The organism is Aquirufa lenticrescens (assembly GCF_019916085.1).
In the GTDB taxonomy this organism is placed as follows: domain Bacteria; phylum Bacteroidota; class Bacteroidia; order Cytophagales; family Spirosomataceae; genus Aquirufa; species Aquirufa lenticrescens.
Map to the genome: position 1 here is coordinate 12,113 of NZ_CP049834.1, position 18,038 is coordinate 30,150.

At 40.0% G+C, this 18,038-nt stretch carries 17 protein-coding genes and 1 other RNA gene; 12 read left to right on the top strand and 6 right to left on the bottom strand.

Translation table 11 applies throughout. The features are described from left to right. Positions 1–51 precede the first annotated feature (51 nt). A complete protein-coding gene (locus G9X62_RS00055) occupies positions 52–1,668 on the bottom strand; it encodes an ABC-F family ATP-binding cassette domain-containing protein (protein WP_223130805.1) in 1,617 nt (538 codons plus the stop codon). Between the two features lie 87 nt (positions 1,669–1,755). On the opposite strand from G9X62_RS00055, the gene G9X62_RS00060 reads away from it, so the two are divergent. After that, positions 1,756–2,361, top strand: coding sequence for a DUF3822 family protein (locus G9X62_RS00060; protein WP_223130806.1), 606 nt, complete (start codon positions 1,756–1,758; stop codon positions 2,359–2,361). Next, a complete protein-coding gene (coaD, locus tag G9X62_RS00065; protein ID WP_223130807.1) occupies positions 2,348–2,806 on the top strand; it encodes a pantetheine-phosphate adenylyltransferase in 459 nt (152 codons plus the stop codon). Before G9X62_RS00060 ends, coaD begins: the two co-directional genes overlap by 14 nt. Here the strand turns inward: coaD and G9X62_RS00070 are convergent. Further along, a complete protein-coding gene (locus G9X62_RS00070; protein WP_223130808.1) occupies positions 2,798–3,478 on the bottom strand; it encodes an NUDIX hydrolase in 681 nt (226 codons plus the stop codon). The two genes, coaD and G9X62_RS00070, sit on opposite strands and share 9 nt — an antisense overlap. Positions 3,479–3,570: 92 nt before the next feature. Here G9X62_RS00070 and pyrE point away from each other — a divergent pair, with 92 nt between their 5' ends. After that, the gene (gene pyrE, locus G9X62_RS00075) at positions 3,571–4,209 is read left to right on the top strand and encodes an orotate phosphoribosyltransferase (RefSeq protein WP_315857619.1); all 639 of its coding nucleotides are present in this window, start codon (positions 3,571–3,573) and stop codon (positions 4,207–4,209) included. Here the strand turns inward: pyrE and dprA are convergent, their stop codons facing one another. Continuing rightward, on the bottom strand, positions 4,210–5,277 hold the full coding sequence (gene dprA, locus G9X62_RS00080) for a DNA-processing protein DprA (protein ID WP_223130809.1): 1,068 nt from the start codon (positions 5,275–5,277) through the stop codon (positions 4,210–4,212). 25 nt (positions 5,278–5,302) lie between these two features. Further along, positions 5,303–5,665: a MerR family transcriptional regulator gene (locus tag G9X62_RS00085; protein WP_130896854.1), complete on the bottom strand. Its 363-nt coding sequence runs from the start codon at positions 5,663–5,665 to the stop codon at positions 5,303–5,305. Between the two features lie 84 nt (positions 5,666–5,749). Here G9X62_RS00085 and alaS point away from each other — a divergent pair, with 84 nt between their 5' ends. The 4 genes from alaS to G9X62_RS00105 are packed head-to-tail and all read left to right on the top strand — an operon-like array spanning position 5,750 to position 11,388. Further along, positions 5,750–8,374, top strand: a complete 2,625-nt coding sequence (gene alaS, locus G9X62_RS00090) for an alanine--tRNA ligase (protein ID WP_223130810.1) — start codon at positions 5,750–5,752, stop codon at positions 8,372–8,374. 5 nt (positions 8,375–8,379) lie between these two features. Next, positions 8,380–9,348, top strand: coding sequence for an aminodeoxychorismate synthase component I (locus tag G9X62_RS00095; protein WP_223130811.1), 969 nt, complete (start codon positions 8,380–8,382; stop codon positions 9,346–9,348). Between the two features lies 1 nt (position 9,349). After that, the gene (locus G9X62_RS00100; protein WP_223130812.1) at positions 9,350–9,949 is read left to right on the top strand and encodes an aminotransferase class IV; all 600 of its coding nucleotides are present in this window, start codon (positions 9,350–9,352) and stop codon (positions 9,947–9,949) included. 8 nt (positions 9,950–9,957) lie between these two features. Next, complete coding sequence (locus G9X62_RS00105) at positions 9,958–11,388, top strand: ATP-dependent DNA helicase (protein ID WP_223130813.1); 1,431 nt, start codon at positions 9,958–9,960, stop codon at positions 11,386–11,388. Here G9X62_RS00105 and G9X62_RS00110 read toward each other — a convergent pair. After that, positions 11,385–11,876 (bottom strand): MarR family winged helix-turn-helix transcriptional regulator, encoded by a 492-nt coding sequence (locus G9X62_RS00110; protein ID WP_223130814.1) that lies wholly within the window; start codon positions 11,874–11,876, stop codon positions 11,385–11,387. The genes G9X62_RS00105 and G9X62_RS00110 overlap by 4 nt on opposite strands. Positions 11,877–11,959: 83 nt before the next feature. On the opposite strand from G9X62_RS00110, the gene G9X62_RS00115 reads away from it, so the two are divergent. From G9X62_RS00115 to G9X62_RS00125, 3 genes are read left to right on the top strand one after another with little or no spacing between them, the layout of a single operon-like run. Further along, positions 11,960–12,997, top strand: a complete 1,038-nt coding sequence (locus tag G9X62_RS00115; protein WP_223130815.1) for an HlyD family secretion protein — start codon at positions 11,960–11,962, stop codon at positions 12,995–12,997. A 4-nt stretch (positions 12,998–13,001) separates the two neighbouring features. Further along, entirely contained in the window at positions 13,002–14,585 is a 1,584-nt protein-coding gene (locus tag G9X62_RS00120; protein ID WP_223130816.1) for a DHA2 family efflux MFS transporter permease subunit, read from the top strand. Between the two features lie 4 nt (positions 14,586–14,589). Further along, the gene (locus G9X62_RS00125) at positions 14,590–15,882 is read left to right on the top strand and encodes a TolC family protein (RefSeq protein WP_223130817.1); all 1,293 of its coding nucleotides are present in this window, start codon (positions 14,590–14,592) and stop codon (positions 15,880–15,882) included. On the opposite strand, the gene ald is transcribed toward G9X62_RS00125, so the two are convergent. Further along, the gene (ald, locus tag G9X62_RS00130; protein WP_223130818.1) at positions 15,877–16,962 is read right to left on the bottom strand and encodes an alanine dehydrogenase; all 1,086 of its coding nucleotides are present in this window, start codon (positions 16,960–16,962) and stop codon (positions 15,877–15,879) included. The genes G9X62_RS00125 and ald overlap by 6 nt on opposite strands. Before the next feature lie 204 nt (positions 16,963–17,166). Between ald and G9X62_RS00135 the strand changes: the two genes are divergently transcribed. After that, the gene (locus G9X62_RS00135; RefSeq protein ID WP_223130819.1) at positions 17,167–17,637 is read left to right on the top strand and encodes an Lrp/AsnC family transcriptional regulator; all 471 of its coding nucleotides are present in this window, start codon (positions 17,167–17,169) and stop codon (positions 17,635–17,637) included. A gap of 25 nt (positions 17,638–17,662) precedes the next feature. Then, positions 17,663–18,031: a transfer-messenger RNA gene (gene ssrA, locus G9X62_RS00140) on the top strand. Positions 18,032–18,038: the final 7 nt, after the last annotated feature.

The following is an 18,038-nucleotide window of genomic DNA, read 5'->3' on the forward strand; positions in this document are numbered from 1 at the left end:
GTGATAAGTATGTAAAAAAAGGCCAGTGCTTTCGCGCTGGCCTTTTTTTTGTTATTTTAAAGCTGCTCTTTGTGCCTTCACAGCAGGATCAGTAATGAACTCATCATAGGTCATTAATTTGTCCAAATGACCTTTAGAACCAATTTCAATCACACGATTCGCGACGGTATCTGTCAATTGATGATCATGACACGTGAACAACATTGTTCCTGGGAATTCAATCATCCCATTATTCAAGGCTGTAATCGACTCTAAGTCTAAGTGATTCGTAGGCTCATCAAATAAGAGCACGTTCGCACCCGATAACATCATACGAGAGAACATACAACGTTGTTTCTCTCCCCCTGAGATAACTGTACACTTTTTCAATGCCTCATCACCTGAAAATAACATACGACCTAAGAAACCACGAATGAAACTTTCGTCTTTCTCTGTAGAGTATTGACGTAACCAATCCACTAGATTCATCGAATCATCTTCAAAGTATTTGGCATTGTCATTAGGCAAATAAGTCTGAGTAGTGGTTACTCCCCATTTATACTCACCCGTAAATTTCGTGTTTTCGCCGGCTAGAATATCCAATAAAGCGGTGATTGCCAATGAATCCTTAGCTAATAATGCCACTTTATCTCCTTTATTAATAGTGAAGGAAAGGTTCGTAAACAAAGGTACCCCATCTTCCGTGGTAGCCGATAAATTTTCCACACTCAATAATTGATCCCCTGCCTCTCTTTCTGGTTTGAAATTAATGAAAGGATACTTACGAGAGGACGGCTTAATATCATCCACTTGCAATTTATCCAACATTTTCTGACGAGAGGTAGCTTGTTTAGACTTCGCCACGTTCGCAGAGAATCGACGAATAAACTCTTCTAATTCCTTTCGTTTCTCGTCTGTCTTCTTGTTTTGATCTGTGCGTTGACGCGCAGCTAATTGAGAGGACTCATACCAGAAGGTATAAGTACCACCGTATAATTGAATTTTGCCAAAATCTAAGTCAGCTATGTGTGTACACACATTATCTAAGAAGTGACGATCGTGAGAAACCACAATCACCGTGTTTTTGAAGTTCATCAAATAACCTTCTAACCATAAAATGGAATCAATATCCAAGTTATTGGTAGGTTCATCCAGTAATAAAATATCAGGATTACCAAATAAAGCTTGTGCTAATAACACTTTCACTTTATCAGAACCATTTAAATCCTTCAATAAAGTATAATGTAGATCAGCTGAAATACCTAAACCACCCAATAAAGAACCAGCTTCCGATTCTGCTTCCCAACCATTTAATTCTGCAAATTCAGCTTCTAAATCCGCTGCTTTATTTCCATCCTCCTCGGTGAAGTCTTCTTTTAAGTAAATAGCGTCCTTTTCTAACATAATATCATAAAGACGCTTATTCCCCATAATCACTGTTTGCAATACCTCTACTTCCTCATATTCGAAGTGATTTTGCTTCAAAATCGACATACGCTCACCTGGGTTCATAGAAACAGAACCCGTTTGAGATTCAATTTCGCCCGATAATATTTTCAAGAAGGTCGATTTACCTGCGCCATTCGCGCCAATTAAACCATAACAATTACCTTCTGTAAATTTGATGTTAACTTCTTCAAAAAGGACTCTTTTCCCAAAACGAAGGGACACATTAGATACTTGCAACATAGGAGCTGGATTAAATAGGGTGCAAAATTACTAATTTTGGCACCGATTATCATATTTTTTTTGCAATTTCGAAACGAAATAGAGACTATGGAACCCACAAATTCGGCTGAAACTTTGCATCTGCGCCTAAACGCTGAGAATTTCCGGGAGCAATTATTAGCTCACCCGAAAAAGGATATCCGAATTAAAACGGTACAGATTGAAATCTCTAATGAATATTTCCTTTTAATTCCCAATACCTTTGATTCACCTACGTACCGCTTAGGCTTTCTTGAAAAAGCATTAGGTGAACACGCATTAGTAGGAAAAGAAATACAACAACAAGCCATTTCAGCAGAAGATGCCAACTTAGTCTTTTTAGTTCCTAGTGATTGGAAAGATCATATATCAGCACATTTCCCCTATGCAAAAATTAGCTACACTCACACGTTAGCCACGTGCTTACAACGAAACGATCAACAATTAACGCTTTATATAGAAGGGAAATTTGCTTTTGCTAGCCTTTACCAAGGAAACAAATTACAATTAGCGAATGTATATCCTTTCGAATCAGCCATTGAATTAGCCTTTTACTTGCAATCCATCAGAGATGCATTTTCTTTAAATTGGACCTTATACCCACCCTTATTGGTATCTGGATCAGAGGAAATTGCTGACGCATCACTCTATCAAATACCTTATGTCCAATCCTAAAAAAGCATTTTTTCCAGGTTCTTTTGATCCTTTTACGAAAGGACACGAAGATATTGTACTTAGAGCTTTGGCTTTATTTGATGAAGTGATCATAGGTATAGGCCAAAACTCCTCCAAGTCACGCTATTTTCCATTAGAGAAGATGGAAGATTACATTCGCAAGACATTTGAAGGAAAGCCAGTTTCAGTGGTGACTTATCAAAACCTAACAGCGAATGTGGCCCACGAATATGGTGCCAAATTTATCATCAGAGGATTACGTAATACAACGGATTTCGAGTATGAAAACTCGATATCGCAAGTGAATAGACACATTCACAACGAGTTAGAGACGGTATTCTTAATCACTTCGCCTCATTTAGCACCTATAAGTTCCACCATTATCCGCGATTTGCATCGCTACGGAAGTCCAGTGGATCAATACTTGCCTTATACCTTAGACTAATTTCTTGAATTTTTCGATGACGTAACGAATCGAAGAGTAGGTATTGGTTAAAGCCTGTATTTGCTTCTTCTCATTCAACCACTCTACTTTCTCAATACCTTCTTCCGTTTGCGGGATAAGTTTTCCAGTGAAGTTAGTATTCATCGAATACCAACGTGTTTTCTTTAAAACCAACTTGTTCTTGTGCGTATAAGTATGGTAGGTAGTACAAATTTTATAGCCTAAAATTGCCTTTACATTACACTCTTCTTCTACTTCTCTAACTGCCGCTGTTTCAAATTTCTCATTCTTCTCCAATTTACCTTTAGGCAAATCCCATTTTCCTAAACGATACATCCATAAAACGTCTTGATCCTGATTAACTACCACTCCACCAGCAGCTTCCACTAGCTGATATAGCTTCACAATCTTTTGCTTAAACAGCTTACGGTCTTCCACAATAAGGTATAGCGCGTGAAAATGAATACCCGATTTAGCGTGCAAATTCATCAGAATTTTCTCTACTTGGTCTGTGCTTGCATTGATGATGCAGGTATGACCGCTGAAGTTCTCCACCTTCAAAGGAGATAAACGAGCGTCTAGGACTAGATCAAAATCCTCTTTAGATGGCATTTCTCCCAACTCCTTCTTCTTCACAATTCTGATCGGTCGATCATCAATAAAAATTACCATCTTTTCAATTTTGTGTGGCAAAATTAGAATTAAATAGTGAAAGATAGACTGAATAAATTATTTTTGTAAATATAAATTCAGAAACAACCCTCATGCAAAATTTGACGATTCCTCAAGAAGTAGCCCAACACCTATTAAAGATTCAAGCGATTCAATTACGTCCGGATCAACCTTTCACTTGGGCATCTGGCTGGAATTCTCCCATTTATTGCGATAACCGCGTTTCCTTGTCTTTTCCTGAGGTACGTACTTATATCAAAAATTGCTTGTCCGCAGCTGTAAAAGCCTACTTCCCGCAAGCAGACATCATTGCTGGGGTAGCAACCGCTGGAATTGCGCAAGGTGCTTTAGTAGCTGATTTTTTAGACTTACCCTTTTGTTACGTTCGTCCTGAGCCTAAAAAACATGGAATGGGAAATCAAATCGAAGGTAAAGTGGAAAAAGGCCAAAAAGTCGTTTTAATCGAAGACCTTATCTCCACAGGTGGAAGTTCATTAAAGGCAGCCGATGCTCTGAAAGAAGCCGGTGTTGAAGTATTAGGTATGGTTGCCATCTTCACCTATGGTTTTGAAATTGCTTCAGATAATTTCAAAAATGCAAATATTCCCTTGTATACATTAAGCGACTATAATGCACTAATCGAAGAGGCCGTAAAATTAGATTACGTAACGGAGACTCAATTATTAACCTTACAAGACTGGAGAATTTCACCAAGCACTTGGCGAAAATAATTAAGCAAGCATATAGCCATCGCCATCTGTCGATTGTATCATCCCTTTTAATTCTAAATTCAACAGAATAAGTGCTAGTTCGTCTTGTAGAATTTCGGAGCGTTGCAATAGTTCATTGGAAGATAATTGTCCTTCCCGGTGTAACAAGGAAATGATGGTGGTTTCATTCAACGTGAAAAGCTTTTGACTAAGTTCAGGGTGAAATGCCAAACGATCTTTTGCTTGCTCCCAATTCAACTCCTGCATAAAATCATCCCACGAAGTATAAATCGTAGCTTTATTGTTGCGAATCAGTAGATTACAACCTTTCGAAAATGGTCGATTTAAACTGCCGGGCACAGCGAAAACGGTTCGATGGTAATTAAGCGCATAATCAGCGGTTATGAGTGCCCCTCCTTTTTCTGCCGCTTCCACAATCACAGTGGCATCTGAAAGACCTGCAATAATACGATTTCTAACCGGAAAATGATAGGATGCTGGAGGTATGTGTGGGGCGTATTCTGAAAGTAAAGCACCGGTAGCTAAAATTTGATCTACATACATGGCATTTTCATGCGGGTAAATGTGACGAAAACCGCCAGCTAATACGGCGATAGTAGGAACATCAAATTTCAAACAAGCTTTGTGCAGTGCGATGTCGATACCTCTGGCAAAACCACTCACCAGAATAACCTCATCTTTGATGGCAGACTGTACTAGTTCTTCTGTTACCTTTTTACCAACATCACTCGCGTGACGCGTCCCTACCACTGCCACGATACGGTGTGCATTCAAATCTGTCTTCCCTTTTTTAAAAAGAATTAAAGGGGCATCATAGACATCTTTTATTCTCTGTGGATATTCTGAATCTTCGAAATAAAGAATTTGAATTTGATCTTCTGCACAAATTTGAACCGTCTTTTCAGCTTCTCGCAAGGCTTCCGCTGCAAATGATTGATAGGAAGCTAATCGGAAAATATCGGATAAATCAGGATATAGGGAAGCTAGTTTTTTACCTTTTACAGGTCCAACCTCAGGAAGATAGGTTAAGGCGATTTGGTAAACGGATAAGGAATAAGTGGTTTTCATCGGAGTAATTTTCCGAAACCTACGCTTATTCCATGTCTAAATCGGCCTTCATCCCTTGTAAAAAATCACGAATATCAGTTAGTTGATTAATGATGTTTTGATTAGGATTTTTTTCCTTGCCTTTGAAATTCAATGCTTGCTTAGCTCCTTCAATGGTCAAGCCTCTTTCATCGATCAAACTAACCAAAACCTTGATTTTTTCAATATCTGCAGGGGTATATTTACGGATACCAGAACCTGCGCGTTTGGGTGACAAATGAGGAAATTGAGTCTCCCAATAGCGAATCTTAGAGGTGTTCACCTTGAAAATGGCCGCTACCTCCGAAATTGAATAATATTGCTTGCTTAATTCCATCAATAATTTTAAACCCAAAATGGGCTTCTTCAAAAAATAGACTTAATTTTGTGATTCCATTTATCAGGACTCCTTTAGTAAAAATACAAAGGTTCCATTCATTTTACAATAAAACGCATGACCTCTTCTCAGATACGTCAACAATTTTTGGATTTCTTTCAATCTAAAGGCCATTTAATTGTTCCTTCTGCTCCTTTGGTGGCTAAAAATGACCCTACCCTTTTGTTTAACAACTCGGGGATGGCGCAATTCAAAGATTTCTTTTTAGGCAACGGTACTCCGCCCTCAAAAAGAATCGCGGATACGCAAAAATGCCTTCGAGTGTCAGGAAAGCACAATGACTTAGAGGATGTGGGGTTTGATACCTACCACCACACGATGTTTGAGATGTTAGGTAACTGGTCTTTTGGCGATTATTTTAAACAAGAGGCACTTACTTGGTCATGGGAATTATTAACGGAGGTATTTAAATTACCGAAAGACCGCATCTATGTATCGGTTTTCGAAGGTGATAAAAAAGATGGGGTTCCGTTTGATCAAGAGGCATTCGATATTTGGAAGGCCATTGTGGGCGAGGATCGCATCATTTATGGTAATAAAAAAGATAATTTCTGGGAGATGGGCGAAACAGGACCTTGTGGACCTTGTTCTGAAATCCATATTGACTTAAGAAATCAAGACGAAGTAGATTCGATTCCAGGAAAAAGCCTAGTGAATGCGGACCACCCGCAAGTAGTAGAGATTTGGAATAACGTATTTATGCAGTTTGAAAGAATGGCAGATGGTTCTTTGGTACCGCTTCCGAACAAACACGTAGATACAGGAATGGGCTTTGAACGTCTTTGTATGGCGATTCAAGGAAAGCAATCGAATTATGATACGGATGTTTTCCAAGGTACTATTCAATATATCGCTTCGAAAAGTGGAAAGAAATACGGAGACGAAAAATGGGCTGACATCGCGATGCGCGTTATTGCTGACCATATTCGTGCCATCGCCTTTACGATTGCAGATGGACAATTGCCTTCTAACAATAAAGCAGGCTATGTCATCCGTCGAATCTTACGTCGTGCAGTGCGTTATGGCTATACGTATTTGGACTTCAAAGAGCCTTTCTTGCACTTATTAATCCCTGGATTAGCGAAACAATTCGAAGGAGTCTTTGATGAATTAATCTCACAAGAAGCCTTTGTAGCTAAAGTGATATATGAAGAGGAAGTATCCTTCTTACGCACTTTGTCTTCCGGATTAGTTCGTCTAGACAAATTAATGGAAGATTGTTCTGGCAAAGTATTATCAGGCGATGACGTGTTCGAATTAAATGACACCTACGGTTTTCCAGTTGACTTAACGGCTCTAATTGCTCGTGAGAAAGGTTTGGATATCGATGAGTCTGGATTTAATGCAGCATTGAAGGCTCAAAAAGAGCGTTCGCGCAAAGATGCAGGCGCTAGTGCTGAAGATTGGGTAATCGTGAACGAAGGTGATGAAGTAAGCTTTATCGGATACGATTCAAATGAGACAGATACCCAAGTTTTAAAATACCAAAAGATTCAAAATAAGGCTGGTGTTCAATACAAAGTTGTTTTAGAAACGACTCCTTTCTATGCTGAATCCGGTGGACAAGTGGGCGATACAGGTGTTTTTGTTTTCGCTACATCAGGTATTTCTCTTCCAGTGATTGATACGAAGAAGGAGAATGATTTGATTGTACATATCTTATCAGATGCGCGCATTGAGACTCTAGCGAGCGAACCAGTGAAAGCGAGCATTGCTACGTTACGTCGTCGTGCTATTACACACCACCACAGTTCTACTCACTTGATGCAAGCCGCTTTACAAGAAGTGTTAGGTAAGCACGTGGCGCAAAAAGGTAGCTTAGTGAACGAGGATTTATTGCGATTTGACTTCTCTCACTTCCAAAAAGTAACGGATGAAGAGATTAAGCAAATCGAGCAGATTGTGAATGCCAAAATCGCAGAGAACATTCCTTTGTTAGAAGAACGAAACGTTCCTATTGCAGAAGCGAAAGAAAAAGGGGCTATGGCCTTATTTGGCGAAAAATACGGGGATTTTGTGCGCGTGATTACTTTTGACAAGAACTTCTCGGTTGAGCTTTGTGGAGGAACACACGTTCCGTCTACAGGTGAAATTGGCTTATTTAAAATCACTGCAGAAAGTTCTGTTGCTACGGGCGTTCGTCGTATTGAAGCCATCACTTCTCAAAAGGCTTATGAATTATTAAGCGAGCAAGAAGCTTTATTGAGTGAGATCAACGACTTATTGAAAGCGCCAAAAGATCTGGTTAAGGCGGTGGCTAACTTAATTGAGAGTAATTCTTCACTACAAAAAACGGTTGCAGCTTACCAACAGAAAGAAATTTCAGGTTTAAAAAATAGCCTAGTAAAAGAAATCGTGGCTGGACCTATTAATTCCATCATTAAACAAGTATCTGCTCCTACGGCAGATGCATTGAAGAATTTAGCTTTCGATTTACAAGAAAACCAAGAGAACTTATTCGTGCTATTGGCGGCTGAAATCGAAGGAAAAGCTAGTTTAGCGATTTCCATTTCGAAAGGCTTAGTAGATAGCAAAGGATTAGATGCGGGTAAAATCATTCGTGATTTAGCCAAAGAAGTACAAGGTGGTGGAGGTGGACAGCCATTCTTGGCTACGGCAGGTGGTCAAAATCCAGCAGGTATCCCTAAGTTATTAAGTTTAGCGCCTTCTTATATCGTCTAAACTCCATGAACTCTATCCCCTTTTCTCCCTTTACAGAGGTGGCTAAACAGCTGGACCAATGGGGCGAAAAGGGGATTCCTTTTGTCTTTTTAGTCGATTATTCACTGGAAAATGCCTGGGCAGGATCTGAAGAAGAGGCGAAAGACTTAGGAATACTTTTTGAATTTGATGGATCTGGCATCCTGTCTGAACAGGTATCCTTTCAGAAAACTCCCCTTTCATTCGAATCGTATGCTGAGAAATTCAAACAAGTTCAAGCTGGTTTAAAAAGGGGCGATTCGTTTCTCTTGAATTTAACTGCCGAAACACCCATAGAGACATCTCTTCACCTCTCTGAGATTTTTCAAAGAGCGGACGCTCCCTACAAAATACGGTGTAGAGATCAATTCACTTCTTTTTCTCCGGAGACCTTCGTGCGAGTTCAAGGAAATAAAATTTCTTCTTTTCCGATGAAGGGTACGTTAGAGGTTACTGCGAATTCAGATGCACGTCAACTTCAAAACGATCCTAAAGAAAAGGCGGAGCATGCCACCATCGTGGATTTAATCCGCAATGATTTAAGTAAAGTAGCTTTTCCTATTCGTGTAGAAAAATACCAATACATCGAACGGGTGAAAACAAATTCGGGGGAACTTTGGCAGATGTCCTCTAAAATTAGCGGAGAATTAATACCAGAATTACGCAATAAATATGGTTCCATTTTACTTGAATTATTACCCGCTGGATCCATTACCGGAGCACCTAAAAAAGCGACAATGCAACTTATTAAAGAGGCCGAACAATATGACCGCGGATTTTATACCGGAATTATGGGTAAATTTGATGGAAAATCATTCAATTCTGGCGTGATGATTCGATTTATCGAAAAACAAAATGAGGGACTTGTTTTCAAAAGTGGCGGCGGCATCACCGTATTTTCTGATGTCAAAAAAGAATACGACGAATTAATCCAAAAAGTTTATCTCCCCTTTTAACATGTTCTCTTTCTTAGAAACCATCTGCATACAAGACGGAAAAGCGCAACATCTGGATTTCCACCAGATGCGGGTCAATGAGACTTTTGACCAATTTTTTCCGGAATGGGAACCGTTCGATGTGGAAGACCTTGTCTCAGAACAGTCATTGCCTACAGAAGGAACACATCGACTTCGTATAACGTACCAAGAGGATCCAGAAACCATTGAAATTCTACCTTATACTAAAAAGGATATTAAACGATTCGCTTTAGTGGATACAGGAGAAATCGATTATGGCTTTAAATGGAGCGAGAGAGGTTTTTTTCAAACCTTTTTAGAGGCTCACCCAGAAGCAGATGAGGTGATTTTTGTGAAAGATGGAAAAGTGCAAGATTGCAGTATGGCGAATTTAGCGTTTTTGAAAGAGGGGATTTGGTACACGCCGGAAGATCCTTTGCATTGGGGAACAACAAGAGCACGATTGATTATTGAGGAAGAGATAGAAGAAACTGATATTTTAGTTGAAGAATTATCCTCGTATGAACGCGTTTGTTTAATTAACGTATTTCGACCACTTTCGTTGGAAAATTCCCTTTCGGTAGCCGAATCTATTTTGTAAATTGATCTATGTCTACCGATAAAAGTCCCAGCTTTTTATTGCACCAAAAGTTTCCTTTTGAACCCACGCCCTCTCAGGCGTCCTTGTTCCAAAAGTTAAGCACTTTTGTACTCAATAAAGACGAATGGGCTCCTTTGACCTTCATTATCAAAGGCTATGCCGGTACAGGAAAGACGACTGTTATTTCGACCTTAATTAAAATCTTACCTGCCTTTGGCTATAAGACACAATTAATGGCCCCTACTGGCCGTGCTGCCAAGGTGATGGCTAATTATGCCAAGAAAAAAGCGAGCACTATTCATAAAAAGATTTATCGCCAAGTAAGTAACCCGCATTCTGGGGCACTGAGTTTTCAGCGAATGAATAATTATGCCACGAACACCGTATTTATCGTGGATGAGGCGTCGATGATTACGGATGAATCAGATTTTGGTACCAATAGCTTATTAACCGATTTAATCGAATACGTATTTACGAATCCGGAGAATGGCCATACGGGTAATAAATTAATCTTCGTGGGGGATACAGCTCAATTGCCTCCCGTAGGTAAAAGCCTCTCTCCTGCTCTTTCTAGAGATTATATTTCCTCTGAATTCCACATGGAAGTGCTGGATCATGAGTTAATTGATGTCATGCGTCAAGACCTGGATTCCGGTATTTTATACAATGCAACCGCTTTAAGGCAATTGCTCTTAGCGAATTCGACAGCCATTCAATTTAATACCAAATCCTTCAAAGATATCTTCCGAATGACGGGAGAAAAGATGGAGGATGGGATGCATTATGCTTACAAGAAGTTTGGGAAAGAAGAAACGATTTTACTGACACGATCAAACAAGAGTGCCGTTCAGCTGAATGAATTCGTCCGAAGAACGATTCTGTACCAAGAAGATGAAATATCCAGTGGTGATTTGCTCATGATCGTTCGCAATAATTACCATTGGCTTGATGAGGATTCTCCTGCAGGATTTTTAGCGAATGGGGATTTTGTGGAGATCATGAAGATCAAAAGAGAAGAAGAAATGCATGGACAACGGTTCCTAGATGTTTCTTTGCGACTTTGTGACTATGAAGACCATCCGCCCATTGAGGCTAAAATCTTATTAGAGACCTTGCATTCCACGGAATCTGCACTAGGAAGAGAGGCAAACAAAAAGCTATATGATTCTGTTTGTGAGGATTATGCACATATTCCTAAGAAAAAGGAACGCACCGAGGCCATTCGTAAAGATCCCTATTTGAATGCTTTACAAGTGAAATTCGCCTACGCTTTGACTGTTCACAAATCACAGGGTGGACAATGGGCTGCGGTATTTGTAGATCAGGGCTATCTTAAGGAAGATCAAATTGATGCCGAATACCTACGCTGGCTATATACCGCTATTACCCGTGCGAGTCACGAAATATTCTTGGTCAACTTCCACAAACGCTTCTTCTAGAGTTTCGAGTTTGCAAAAGACTCACTCTCTGAGTCTAAGTAAGCATTCGATTCATAATGAAGCAACATAGATTCCATGGCTGACCTGATTTGGTCTAATTTATCTGTCCCAATCACTTGGGATAATTCTTTATCTACTTTTATCCGACATTCATTTAAGGCCGCTAAAAACTGTTCTCCTGAAACAGTCGTTTGAATTAAAGTCGCCCGTAAATCCTCTGGGTGTTTGAGATTCATCAAAAAGCCTTTCTCCGCTAATTCGTGCACTAATTTGCTAATCGCTTGTTTAGAAACGTGCACCTTTTTGGAAATCTCTGCCGCCGTTATTCCCTCTTCTTTCAAATTCATCATGACCATCACGTGACCTACTTTAAAGTCTTGGTAACCCATTTCAGCTAAATAATGGGCATTCAACGACTTGATAACGCGATAAGACTTCGCAAAAAGTCGAGTTAGAAACAATTCTGATTCCTCGCGGTGTTTATTCATAACACAAACTTAATACAAGTAATTTAGTCAACCAAATTGACTTTATTGAAAAATAAGCTAGCTTTGTAATCAAATCCATTCTTATGACAGATACGCATAAACCTAAAAAGAATTTACCTAAGATCATTCTAGCCCTAGTAGTCCTTTTAGGAGGCTATTATGGAATTAGTAAATACCGATACGCGACCACGCACGAAGACACAGACAACGCACAAATTGAAACCTATTTTGTTCCTGTATTGCCACGCGTTTCTGGTTTTGTGAAATCGGTAAGCGTTCATGATTATGAAATGGTGAAAGCGGGTACCGTTTTAGTCGAAATCGATAAGGAAGAGGCTAAACTTGCCTTATCTGAAATGGAAGTTGATTTAGATCAAGCAAATATCGATGTGACAGCTGCTAAAGCTAATTTGACTAGTCTTCAAAAAGCGATTCAAGCACAACAAGCGCAAGTAAAAACGGCTGAATATTTGAAAAATAAAGCGGAAAGAGATTTGAATCGCAATAGTGAATTAGAAAAAGCGAAGGCGATTACGCACCAACAATGGGTCGATACGAAAGATCAACTAGAGTTAGCTAATATCAAGTATTTTGGCTCGATTGATGAGTTGAATAGTACTAAGTCAAAATTAGCTATCCAAGAATCTGCGGTTAAGCGTGCAGAGAACTTAGTAAAAAACAAAGAGGTGAAGATTGCACAACAAAAATTGAAATTAAATTACTACACCATTTCAGCTCCTGTATCGGGAAGAATCGGAAAGAAATCCATAGAACCAGGTCAATTTATTCAGGTTTCTCAACCCTTAATGACGATTGTGGATAATAATACGTTTTGGGTAGTGGCTAACTTTAAGGAAACACAAGTTCAAAAATTACATGCTGGAATGGAGGCTGAGTTAACCATTGACGCTTTCCCTAAAGAGAAAATCAAAGGTAAAATCGTTTCTATTTCTGAATCAACTGGGGCGAAAACGTCTCTTTTGCCTCCGGATAATTCATCAGGTAACTTCGTTAAAGTAACCCAACGCATTCCTGTTAAAATTGAAATTTCAGATCTAGCTAAGTACAAATCCATGCTTCGCGCAGGTATGTCTTTAGAAGTATCTATCCCCTTGAACTAATTTCATGGAGCGCCCGCAAGGATTTGCCAAATTTATTATTGTTATAACGACCATCACGGCTGCTGTGATGGAGTTATTGGACACGACCATTGTCAATGTGGCCCTGAACCAGATTTCTGGTGCTTTGGGAGCTACGATTGAGGATATCGCGTGGGTTATTACTAGCTATGCCATAGCAAACGTGGTGATTATCCCGATGACAGGATTTTTAGGCGAGTATTTTGGCCGAAAAAATTACTACCTCGGATCGATGATTCTGTTTGGTATTGCGTCCTATTTCTGTGGGATGAGTGAAACGCTATGGGAATTAGTCTTTTGGCGATTTATACAAGGAATTGGTGGAGGAGCCCTCCTATCCACGTCACAAGCCATTTTATTTGATGCCTTTGAACCAGAAGATCGGCCCATGGCCTCTGGATTTTTTGGGATGGGTATCATCTTAGGACCGTCTTTAGGACCCGTTTTGGGTGGATATTTAGTAGATAATTTTCACTGGTCTGATATCTTCTTAGTCAACATTCCTATTTGCGTGATTGCGGTAATCCTAACCCTAGTTTATATCGACCGAAAGGAAGGCGAAGGGGCCAATCGAAAGAATATGGCGATCGATTATCTGGGAATATTGTTGTTAATGGTAACCGTAGGGGGTTTACAGTTCATGTTAGAAAAGGGAGAATCAGAAGACTGGTTTGATTCTCGCTTAATTAATATTTGCGCCTTTTTATTTGTGGGTGGCCTTGCTGCCTTTATTTACCGCGAATTACATACAAAATCTCCGGTCGTCAATATTCGTATTTTCCAAAACCAAACATTCACCATGAGTTCCATCTTCACGTTAGTGGGTGGATTCGGCTTGTTTACCTCTGTTTTCGTGTATCCGATTATGGTACAACGAATAAATGGTTTGACACCTACGGAAACGGGATTATCTTTAATGGTTCCCACCTTTTTAGGGGTCTTTTTGTTCCCAGTTATTGGTCGTGCACTTTCCAAAGGAGCAAAGCCACTTCCCTTCATGGTATTTGGCATTTTGATCTATATTGTATTCGGTTTTATCGGTGGTGAATCAACGAGCGATATGGGCCGTTGGGATTTCTTTCCTATGCAGATGCTTCGCGTCATCGGAGTTTCTTGTCTACAAATGCCCCTAATTAATCAGGCGGTAGCTGGTTTAAAGCCCCAAGAATATGCTTCAGGTATCTCCTTGACCAATATGATTCGTCAGCTGGGTGGTGCTTTTGGTATTGCAGTGGCTAATAATTATGCGACAACTCGTGCTGCACAACATCGTTCCGATTTACTAGCGAATGTAACGGCTGAAAATCCATTATTCCAGCAGCGATTCCAAGGAATTGCGCAATCGATGGCCCAGAAAACAGGCGAGATTGCTCGTGCCGGCGAAATGGCCTACAAGCAGATTGATATGGCGGTAACTAAGCAAGCCTATTACTTAGCTTATTTGGACACATTCCGATTAGTTTCCATCATTTTCATCCTAATATTTCCTTTCGTTTTCTTAATCAGAACTCCCAAGAAGGATAAAAAAGACATCGAGAAAATTTTAAAGGCCAGTGAAGAGGCCCATTAATCATATGAGAAAAATTGCCCTATTAACACTTTTAGCCTTGACAGCTCAAGCTCAGACGAATAGAGAGTTGAATACGCTTGTTCAGCAGGTATTGACCTACTCTCCTTCTATAAAGGCGCAAAAAACACAATTACAAGCGGGAGAAATCAAGACGCAAATACAAGGCTCTTATGCAAAACCAATAGTCGCATATGAGGCGGGCATAACGCGTATTGATCCTGTCTCGAAAGTCACCTTTGCCACTGGAGGAGTACCATCTGTATTGCAATTTCAGCCAAACATGAATTATAATACGAATTTCGTGGCGAGCCAAACGCTATATGATTGGGGAAAGAACAAATCAACCATTGACAAAATTCTTTTAGAGACGCGTCTTTCACAAACGCAGATTGATCAAACGGCTTTTGGATTAGCCTTCCAGATCGCGACAGTATATCACCAAATTCTTTTTTTACAAAACGTTGTCACGATTCAAAAGGCTGAATTAGGCCGAATCAATTCGCACAAAGCGATTGTAGAGAACCAAATCAAATTAGGTGAGGCTTTGGAATTAGATGTGATGGGACTGCGCATTCGCGTGCAAAATCAGGAAACAAAAATCACCGAGACCGAAACGCAAATCGATAAATTGATCGACTTCTTGCAAACGCAAAGCGGTCAAAAAGGGCTCAAAGACCAAATAAAAGCTATATTACTAGCGAATACGGCAAAAGGTGCCATAGATCAACATCCTACTATCCTAAGTTTAGAAGCAGAGAAATCGGTTTTCGAGCAAGAGATTGCTATCCAAAGTAAAGCGAGCACTCCTACCCTGGCGGGTTCAGCCTCACTTGGGGTGCGAAACGGTTATTTGCCCCGCATTAATGGAGAGGTGCCTGCGTTTGAGGATGACTTTAAATTGAATTCTTTGGTAGGCATTAAACTAACTGTACCTATCTATTCAGGAAAAAGGGCGAGCATGCAACAGAGTTTGGCCAAAATCCAACAAGAACGCATCACCTTTCAAAAAGAAGATACACAAACCAAACTTGCCTACGAATTACGTCAAGGACAAGCGAACTTAAGTCTAATTCAGGACAAATTAGCTACGCAGAAAAAAGTGATTGATCAGGCGAAATATGCCTATCAGCTAGGAGAAGCTCGTTATAAAGAGGGAACGATTAAGCAATTGGAATTAGACCAAATCCAAAACTTATTAGAAGAAGCCCAATTGCAGGAGGAGAATTTTAAATTTCAATTCAATCTCCAACAATTGGACTTGTTAAAAACGCAGGGCGTTAAATTTTGGGAACTATAAATTAAAGGTTGCCGCGACACCAGGATGGAAAAGTTTGCCATCATAAATCGTCAATCCTTTATTTAAGGCTTCATTTTGGATACAAGCCTCTGTCCAACCCAAATTAGCTAACAGATGCACATAGGGCAATGTCGCTTGAGTTAAAGCCATTGTAGAGGTTTGTGGAACCGCTCCAGGCATATTTGCCACGCAATAATGAACGATTCCATCGATTTCATATATTGGATTCTCGTGTGTGGTAGGTTTACAAGTCTCAATACATCCACCTTGATCCACCGCAACATCCACTAAAACCGTACCAGGAGCCATCTTCTTTAGGTCATCGCGTTTGATTAAATGAGGCGCTTTGGCCCCATGTAATAAAACGGCTCCTACCACTAAATCTACAGATGGTAAAGCTTCTTGAATCGCATAAGAAGTAGAAAACTGAGTGGAAACATTAGCTGGCATCACTTCATCCAAATAACGAAGACGCGCTAAATTCGTGTCCATAATCGTCACATTCGCGCCTAATCCCGCCGCCATCTTCGCCGCTTGCGTTCCTACTACTCCACCACCAAGTACTAACACATTAGCTGGTTTCACCCCAGGAACACCGCCTAATAACTTTCCTTTACCACCTTGAGGTTTACCTAAATAAAAAGCTCCCACTTGAATCGCCATGCGACCTGCCACTTCTGACATCGGAGTTAATAGCGGTAAACTACGATCCGCTAATTCCACTGTTTCGTACGCAATACATACCGCATCTGAACTTAGCATGGCGGAAGTTAATTCACGAGACGCAGCGAAATGGAAATAGGTAAATAGGATTTGATTCTTTTTAATCAGCGGAAATTCTGCTGCCAAAGGTTCTTTCACTTTCACAATCATATCAGCTATTGCATACACTTCAGCAGCTGTAGCTAAAATATGGGCACCTGCTTCTTTGTATTGCGCATCAGAAAGGCCTGAACCTTCTCCTGCACTGGCTTGGACATATACTTGATGTCCTTTAGCAGTTAAACCTTGAACACCTGCCGGAGTTAAGCCTACCCGAAACTCCTGAATTTTAATTTCTTTAGGTACACCAATGATCATAACATAAATGTTTAAAAAGAAAGGCCACCGAAAAAAATCCGCTGGCCTTTACCTTTGATGAAGTATAATACACTACAAATATAGACAGGACAATAAATTATCTTGCATAATGATAAATAATAAGTAATATTTACTGCACAAATTCAATTATGCAATAAAAAATAAGATTACTGTCGCGTTTCGAACCGGAAAACCGAAAACTTTATGGCAAAAAATACAAACCTCGATGAATTAGATCACAAAATCTTACAAATCATCCAAAACGATAGCCAAAAAACCCTCAAGGAGATCTCTGAGCAAGTGAACTTATCATTGAGCCCTACACACGATCGAATCAAGCGAATGGAATCAGATGGATATATTCAAGGCTATGTGGCGCTTTTAAACAGAAAGAAACTAAACCTGGGCCTACTCGTACACTGCCAGGTTACACTAGAGAAACAAAACCGTAAGAACTTTAGTGAATTTGAAGCAGCCATCTTGAACTTTCCGGAAGTGACCTCTTGCCATTTAGTATCTGGAAACTTTGATTATTATTTAAATGTGGTCAGTGCTGATGTAGAAAGCTACAATCAGTTTTACCAAGAAAAGTTAGCCGTATTGCCTTCTGTCGCTCACATAAGTACTTTATTTGTAATGGATGAAATCAAACAAACTACTGCTTTACCTGTGTAAATTATGTATCTTTGCATTTCTATTTGGGATCGACCGGTTTTGACAGCTTATGTAGTCCGGTTGTAAGCACGTCGGGAGTTGTAGGCATTTCCTGTTAAAAAAACCTTCGAATTATAGCTGGCAATACTTCGTATGCCATGGCTGCTTAGTCTGATAGACTAACCAATTGCCATCGTTCAGCCCTGTCCAAACTCTGCCGACGGGGGATTCTGAGCGTCGACATGCAGAGTCGCTGAATCCGATTTCTCTAACGGTTCAGTAGTATCCAGAGGATAAGTGTTAGGTAAGGTCTGATCTGAACCTATCTAACATCGAAAATTAATCAAATCTAAACGTGTAGAAAGCAGCAGTTCTCTAGGTTTGGACGAGGGTTCGAGTCCCTCCGATTCCACTTATGAACG